General features: G+C 65.0%; 6 protein-coding genes. All 6 read left to right on the top strand.

Features of this window, described 5'->3' with window-relative positions; all coding sequences use genetic code 11:
- The first annotated feature begins 242 nt into the window (after positions 1-242).
- The 6 genes from F3J45_RS28595 to F3J45_RS28620 all read left to right on the top strand — a co-directional run bounded on the left by F3J45_RS28595 (position 243) and on the right by F3J45_RS28620 (position 6,613).
- Positions 243-1,154, top strand: a complete 912-nt coding sequence (locus tag F3J45_RS28595; RefSeq protein WP_167070710.1) for a LysR family transcriptional regulator — start codon at positions 243-245, stop codon at positions 1,152-1,154.
- 98 nt (positions 1,155-1,252) lie between these two features.
- Positions 1,253-2,173, top strand: a complete 921-nt coding sequence (locus F3J45_RS28600) for a hydroxymethylglutaryl-CoA lyase (protein WP_167070711.1) — start codon at positions 1,253-1,255, stop codon at positions 2,171-2,173.
- Complete coding sequence (locus F3J45_RS28605; RefSeq protein ID WP_167070712.1) at positions 2,173-3,375, top strand: CaiB/BaiF CoA-transferase family protein; 1,203 nt, start codon at positions 2,173-2,175, stop codon at positions 3,373-3,375. The genes F3J45_RS28600 and F3J45_RS28605 overlap by 1 nt, the downstream gene beginning before the upstream one ends.
- On the top strand, positions 3,376-3,900 hold the full coding sequence (locus F3J45_RS28610; protein ID WP_167070713.1) for a gamma carbonic anhydrase family protein: 525 nt from the start codon (positions 3,376-3,378) through the stop codon (positions 3,898-3,900).
- 70 nt (positions 3,901-3,970) lie between these two features.
- The gene (locus tag F3J45_RS28615; RefSeq protein ID WP_167070714.1) at positions 3,971-5,287 is read left to right on the top strand and encodes an MFS transporter; all 1,317 of its coding nucleotides are present in this window, start codon (positions 3,971-3,973) and stop codon (positions 5,285-5,287) included.
- Between the two features lie 42 nt (positions 5,288-5,329).
- Positions 5,330-6,613: an OprD family porin gene (locus tag F3J45_RS28620; RefSeq protein WP_167070715.1), complete on the top strand. Its 1,284-nt coding sequence runs from the start codon at positions 5,330-5,332 to the stop codon at positions 6,611-6,613.
- Positions 6,614-6,853: the final 240 nt, after the last annotated feature.

Here is a 6,853-nt window from a genome sequence, read left to right on the forward strand (position 1 = left end):
TAACGGCGACGTGGATGGCGATTTTGAAGCGGTTCAAGGTCCTTCTCCCTTCATGACAGATGCGTTTCGGGGGTACCGAGGGCAAGTCACATAGCCATCATTGGCCGAGAAATTAAGGTTTAGATGAGCCGCCGGATGCTGGCAAGGGGGTGTCGGATGAATGGTTGCCACGGCTTGCTGCGGCACTGGGCAAGCCGACGACTGGTGTTAGCATAGCTGCATTTCCTGCCGTGGGGCCCGCCATGCAGCACCTCGATCACCTGTCGTTGCACCTGTTCGTCGTGGTTTGCGAGGAAGGCACCATCGCCCGCGCCAGCGAGCGTGCGTTCATGGCGCCGTCGGCGGTCAGCAAGCGTATTTCGGACATCGAGGCGCGTTTTGGCACGGCCCTGCTCAAGCGCAGCAAGCGCGGGGTCGCGCCCACCCCGGCCGGGCTGGCACTGCTGCGCCACGCGCGCGGCCTGACCCGCGCCATGGAGCGTCTGGACAGCGAATTGAGCGAGTACGCCGAGGGCGCGCGCGGGCATGTGCAGGTGCTGGCCAACGTGTCGTCGATCATGGAGTTCCTGCCCGAGGAGCTGTCGGCCTTCATGCTGGAAAACCCGCTGATCCAGGCCGATATTGAGGAGCGGTTCAGCCCTGACGTGGTACGCGGGGTGGCAGAGGGCAGTGCCGACCTCGGCATCTGCCGGCGCTCCATGGCCATTGGCGACCTGGAGTTCCTGCCGTACCGGCAGGACCACCTGGCCGTGGTGGTGGGCGCCGAGCACCCGCTGGCCGGGCGCGACAGCATTGCCTTCGAGGACACCCTGGACTACGAGCACCTGGGGCTGTCGGCGTTCGCCACCTTGAACAGCTTCATGCGCGAGAGCGCCGAGGCGGCGGGCAAGGCGTTACGGTTTCGTTCCTATGTATCGTCGTTCGATGCCGCCTACCGGCTGGTGCAGTTCGGCCTGGGCCTGGCGGTGTTCCCGCAAGAGGCGGTGGCGCGCTACGCCCAGCTGTTTGGCTTGCGGGTGATCCCGCTGGTGGATGACTGGGCGCTGGGCGAGTTCGTCATCTGCATGCGCGACCGCAATGCCCTGAGCTTGTCGGCACGCCGCCTGCTCGACCATCTGCTGCTGCGCGCACCGGCCTGGCAACCGCGCAGCTGATCCATCGTGGTTGGCGATGGATCAGCCCGTAAAACACGTCTTTTCTGCCCGTCATCCTGCTCTTAGTCTGGCCCCACGCATTAGCCAGAGAGACCGTGATGACAACAATAACCATCAATGAAGTGGGCCTGCGTGACGGCCTGCAAAGCCTGAGCACGGTAATGCCGACTGCCGCCAAGCAGCGCTGGATCGACAGCGCCTATGCCGCCGGCGTAAGGCATATGGAGGTGGCCTCGTTCGTGCCGGCGCGCCTGCTGCCGCAGATGGCCGACGCCCGGCAGGTGGTGGCCCACGCCCTGAGCTACCCGGACCTGGTCGTCACCGTGCTGGCGCCCAACCTGCGCGGCGCCCAGGATGCCTTGGACGCGGGCGCCCAGCGCATTGTCGCACCAGTGTCGGTGAGCACCGCCCACAGCCTGGCCAATGTGCGCCGCACCCCGCAGCAGATGGTCGAGGAGCTGGGGCGCATGTGCCAGCTGCGCAGCGACACGGGGCGCCATGGCGTGCAGATGATCGCCGGTATGTCGGTGGCCTTCGGGTGCACGCGCCAGGGCGATGTGCCGTTGGCCGACCTGTGCGCGTTGACCCGCCAGGTGATCGAGGCCGGCTGTGACCTGGTTTCCCTCGGTGATACCACAGGCTACGCCAACCCCGGCCAGGTCGCGCAGGTGATCCAGGCGGTGCGCGGCATTGCCGGCGAGCGCCTGCGCGCCGCGCATTTCCATGACACTCGCGGCCTGGCCCTGGCCAACAGCCTGGTTGCGGTGCAGCAGGGCATCGTCGAACTGGACGCCTCGCTGGCAGGCCTGGGCGGCTGCCCGTTCGCCCCGGGGGCCTCGGGCAATACGGTGACCGAGGACCTGGTGTTCATGCTCCAGGCCATGGGCCACGACACCGGCATCGACCTGCAGGCGCTGATCGATTCGCGCCAGGTGCTGCGTGACGCCTTGCCCGATGAAGCGCTGTACGGGGCGATTGCCCGCGCCGGGTTGCCACTGAACTACCGAGGAATCGCCTGATGGCCAGACTTCCCCTGGACGGCATCCGTGTCGTCGAAATGTCCCATATGGTAATGGGCCCTACCTGCGGCATGATCCTCGGCGACCTGGGCGCCGAGGTAATCAAGATCGAACCCACCCGCGGCGACGGCACCCGCCGCCTGCTGGGCGCCGGCGCAGGGTTCTTCCGCACCTTCAACCGCAACAAGCAATGCATCGCCGTGGACGTCGAGACCCCCCAGGGGCGCGAGGCAGTGCTTGAACTGGTGGACACCGCCGACGTGTTCATCGAGAACTTCAAGCCCGGGCGCATGCACACCCTGGGCTTCGACTACACCAGCCTGCGCCAGCGCAACCCACGGTTGGTGTACGCCTCGCACAAGGGCTTTCTCAACGGCCCCTACGACAACCGCCTGGCCTTGGACGAGGTGGTGCAGATGATGGCCGGCCTGGCCTACATGACCGGGCCGGTCGGGCGGCCCTTGCGCGCTGGCAGTTCGGTGAACGACATCATGGGCGGCATGTTCGGCGCCATCGGCGTGCTCGCTGCGCTCAACGAGCGCCATGAAAGCGGTAGCGGCCGGGAAGTGCAGAGTGCACTGTACGAAAATTGCGTGCTGCTGGCCGCCCAGCACATGCAGCAGTATGTGGTAACCGGCGAGGCGGCGGCGCCCATGCCCAACCGCATCAGCGCCTGGGCGATCTACGACGTGTTCAGCTTCGCCGGCGGTGAGCAGATGTTCGTCGCCGCCACCGGTGAAGGGCAGTGGCATGCCTTGTGCCAGGTGCTGGGGCAGGCCGCCTTGCTCGATGACCCGACGCTGGCCAGCAACAATGACCGGGTATTGCAACGCCCGCGGCTGTTGGCCCACCTGGCCGAGGTGTTCGCAACGCTGGATGCCCAGCGCCTGGCGGTGGAGCTGGAAGCCAACGACATTCCGTTCGCGCCCATCCGCCGCCCGGAGGAGCTGTTCGACGACCCGCACCTGCGCCAGAGCGGCGGCCTGGCCGCGCTGGCCCTGGAGGACGGCAGCCACACCCCGATGCCGCTGCTGCCGTTGTCGCTGGATGGCCAGCGCCTGCAACCGCGCCGGCCGATCCCGCGGATTGGCGAGCATACGCGCCAGGTGATGCGGGGCCTGGGCTACAGCGACGAACACATTGCCCAGTTGTGCGCCGCTGGGGTGCTGAGAACCGATGACCAAGCCCAGGGAGTGCGCTGAATGGCCCTTTACCGATATGACACGCTGACCCCCGACCTTCACCCGGAAACCTTCGTCGCCGAAGACGCCACGGTGATCGGCGCCGTGACCCTGGCGCAAGGGGTGAGCATCTGGCCGCAGGCGGTGCTGCGCGGTGACAACGAACCGATTCGCATCGGCCAGCACAGCAACGTGCAGGAAGGCGCGGTGTTGCATGCCGACCCAGGCTTCGCCGTGGACGTGGGGTGCAATGTGACCATCGGCCACCAGGCCATGCTGCATGGCTGCCGCATTGGCGATGGCGCCCTGGTCGGCATCCAGGCGGTGGTGCTCAATGGCGCGGTGATCGGCCGCAACTGCCTGGTCGGGGCTGGCGCCGTCGTCACGGAAGGCAAGGTGTTTCCCGACAACTCGCTGATTCTCGGTGCACCGGCCAAGGCCGTGCGCGAGCTGAGCCCGGAAGCGATCGCCGGCATGCACGCCAATGCCGCCGAGTATGTGCGCAAGGGCCAGGCCTTCAGGGAAAAGCTGGTGCGCATCGGCTGACTGCGCTTTGCCAAGCGGCGCTCACCCGGGCGTCGCCATTCTCCAATAATTACAACAATGGAGATTCATCATGGTTGCCATGACTGGTGAACTGGCGCGCGAGCGCGCCGACCATCACATCGACGAACTGCTGCTGTACCGCCGGGTGGCCTGGCGCATCATGCCGCTGGCCATCATCTGCTTTCTGTTCTCCTACTTCGACCGTATCAACATCAGCTTTGCCAAGACCCAGATGCAGGCGGAACTTGGCCTGAGCGATGCGGCTTATGGCCTGGCCGCGAGCATGTTCTTCATCGGCTACGTATTGTTCGAGGTGCCCAGCAGCCTGGGCCTGAAACGCTACGGGGCGCCGGCGTGGATCTGCCGGATCATGGTGTCCTGGGGCATCGCCACGGCCTGCCTGGTGTTTGCCTATACCCAGTACACCTTGTATTTCCTGCGTTTTCTGATTGGCGTGATGGAAGCCGGCTTTGGCCCGGCCATCCTGTTCTACCTGGCCTGCTGGTTTCCGCGCAAACACCTGGCGAAGATGAATGGCCTGTGGTTCCTCGCCGTGCCCCTGGCCGGGGCAGTGGGCGGGCCGGCGGCCGGCTTCCTGCTGGGCAGCATGGACGGCATGCTGGGCCTGGCCGGCTGGCACTGGCTGTTTCTGATGTCGGGCTTGCCCTGTGTGGTGCTGGGCGTGCTGGTGTTGTGCAAGCTTGACCGCGATATCGAGGCGGCAAAATGGCTGAGCCGCCAGGAAAAAGACCTGCTGCTGGAGAACCTGGCCCAGGACACGCGCGTGCACAAGTCGGTGCTGGGGTCGATCTGGCGGGTACTGTTGACCCGCGAGGTGGCGATCATGGCGTTCATCTACTACGTGGTGAAAACCGCGTCCTATGGCCTGAACTTCTGGATGCCGCACCTGATCAAGTCGTCGGGGGTGCAGGACATGCTCTGGGTGGGCGTGCTGTCGGCGCTGCCTTATGCCGTGGCCTGCGTTGGCATGGTGCTGCTGACCCAGCGCTCCGACCGCACCGGCGAGCGCAAGCGTTACCTGGTGTACTGCCTGCTGGCGGCGGCGCTGGGCTACCTGCTGGCCTGCCTGTATGCCGATTCGTCGTGGGCGATGATGGCTGCGCTGGTGCTGGCCACGGCAGGCACGTTCATTGCCATCCCGATCTTCTGGACCATACCGCAATCGACCTTCTCAGGCCTGGCGATTGCCACGGGCACGGCAGCGATCAACTCGGTAGGGCAGCTTAGCGGCATCGTCGCGCCGGTGATGGTGGGCAAGATCAACGACCTCACCGGCAGCAGCTATATGGGCATGTTGTCGATTGCCCCGCTGATCCTGATTGCCTGCCTGGTGGTGGTGCGCTACGTGCGCAACCCGAAAGCCTGAACACGGCTGGCGTGCGACAACAACAATAACAAGGCCTACCCCATGAACGCATACCCATCCCGGCGGGCATCGCTGATGCTCGCGGCGTTTTGCTGCGCCTGCCCGGCGGCCCGGGCCGTGGTGCTCGACGACGGCAAAGGCAGCCTGGAGCTGCGCAATTTCTACTTCGATCGCGATTTTCACGGCGACACGGCCAGCCAGAGCCGACGGGGCGAGTGGGCCCAAGGGTTCATGCTGAAATGGCAATCGGGCTTTAGCGAAGGGCCAGTGGGTTTCGGCCTGGATGCCGTGGGCATGCTGGGTTTCAAGCTCGATTCGTCGCCCGAGCGCAGCGGCACCGGGTTGTTGCCCCGGGGCAGCGACAAGCGGGCCGCCGATGACTACGCCAAGGCAGTGGCCACGTTCAAGGCCAAAGGGTCGCAGTCCGAGTTGCAGGTCGGTGGCCTGAGCCCGCAGTTGCCGTTGCTGGCTTCCAACTACAGCCGGCTGTTTCCCCAGTGGTTCAGGGGCGCGCAACTGCAGAGCCGGGAGCTCGCCGGCCTGACCTTCACCTGGTTGCGGGTGGACGCAACCACGCTGCGCGATTCCACGGATTTCGAGGCGTTGACGGCGATGGCGCAGCAGGGCGCCTATGCGGCCAGCATGACAACCGACCGGTTGTACTATGCGGGCGCCGATTATCAGCCCCTGAACAACCTGACCGTGAGCCTGCATGCCAGCGTGCTGCAGGACCTGTTCCGGCGTGACTTTGCCGGCTTCAAGTACCGCCTGGCCCTGGGGCCAGGCGAGGCGTTCACCGAGTGGCGTTGGTTCAACGCCCGTGTACAGGGCAAGGCATTGTTGGGGCAGGTGGACAACCGGACTTTGAGCACAAACTTCGGCTACAGCCTGGGCGGCCATACCGTTAGTGGCGGCTATCAGAAGGTCAGTGGCGACACGGCCTATGCGTATGTGGGCGGCACCGATACCTACCTGTTCAGCGAGCAGCAGGTCAGCACCTTCGCCTTGCAGAACGAACGGGCGTGGATGCTGCGTTACGACTACAACTTCGCGGCGCTGGGGCTTGCTGGGCTGACCTTCAATGTGCGCTACGTGAAGGGCGACCAGGTCGACCCGCAGCATGTGGCCACGGTCAAGGGCCGGGCCCTGGCGGCGCGTGGCGGGGTGGGCGAGGAATGGGAGCGCACCACTGATCTGGGTTATGTGGTGCAGTCGGGGGTGTTCAGGAATGTGTCGCTGCGCTGGCGCAACGCAAGCATGCGCTCGAATTTTGCCGATGGGGCGGATGAGAACCGGGTGATCGTGGGCTACACGCTGAGTTTCTAGAGGGTTGGCTGCCCCCTCCTATGGAAAAAATCTTAACTATCTGATTCAACTGATATTTCTGTAGGACCGGGCTTGTCCCGCGAAGCAGGCGACGCGGTGTATGGCACCGGCTGCGCCGGTGTTCGCGGGGCAAGCCCGCTCTCATCAAACAAAATGCAACCCACTGATTTTTAAGGCACTCAGGCAGCGACAAGTTGATACCCCAGTTTCCGGGCTTTGCGCAGCAAAGCCCGGAGCTGG

It is taken from the genome of Pantoea sp. Ap-967, from assembly GCF_011752565.1.
Lineage (GTDB): Bacteria > Pseudomonadota > Gammaproteobacteria > Pseudomonadales > Pseudomonadaceae > Aquipseudomonas.

Bases quoted from the DNA above. Each gene is read 5' to 3' on its own strand.
- F3J45_RS28595 (WP_167070710.1), top strand. From the start codon at position 243: ATGCAGCACCTCGATCACCTGTCGTTGCACCTGTTCGTCGTGGTTTGC.
- F3J45_RS28600 (WP_167070711.1), top strand. From the start codon at position 1,253: ATGACAACAATAACCATCAATGAAGTGGGCCTGCGTGACGGCCTGCAA.
- F3J45_RS28605 (WP_167070712.1), top strand. From the start codon at position 2,173: ATGGCCAGACTTCCCCTGGACGGCATCCGTGTCGTCGAAATGTCCCAT.
- F3J45_RS28610 (WP_167070713.1), top strand. From the start codon at position 3,376: ATGGCCCTTTACCGATATGACACGCTGACCCCCGACCTTCACCCGGAA.
- F3J45_RS28615 (WP_167070714.1), top strand. From the start codon at position 3,971: ATGGTTGCCATGACTGGTGAACTGGCGCGCGAGCGCGCCGACCATCAC.
- F3J45_RS28620 (WP_167070715.1), top strand. From the start codon at position 5,330: ATGAACGCATACCCATCCCGGCGGGCATCGCTGATGCTCGCGGCGTTT.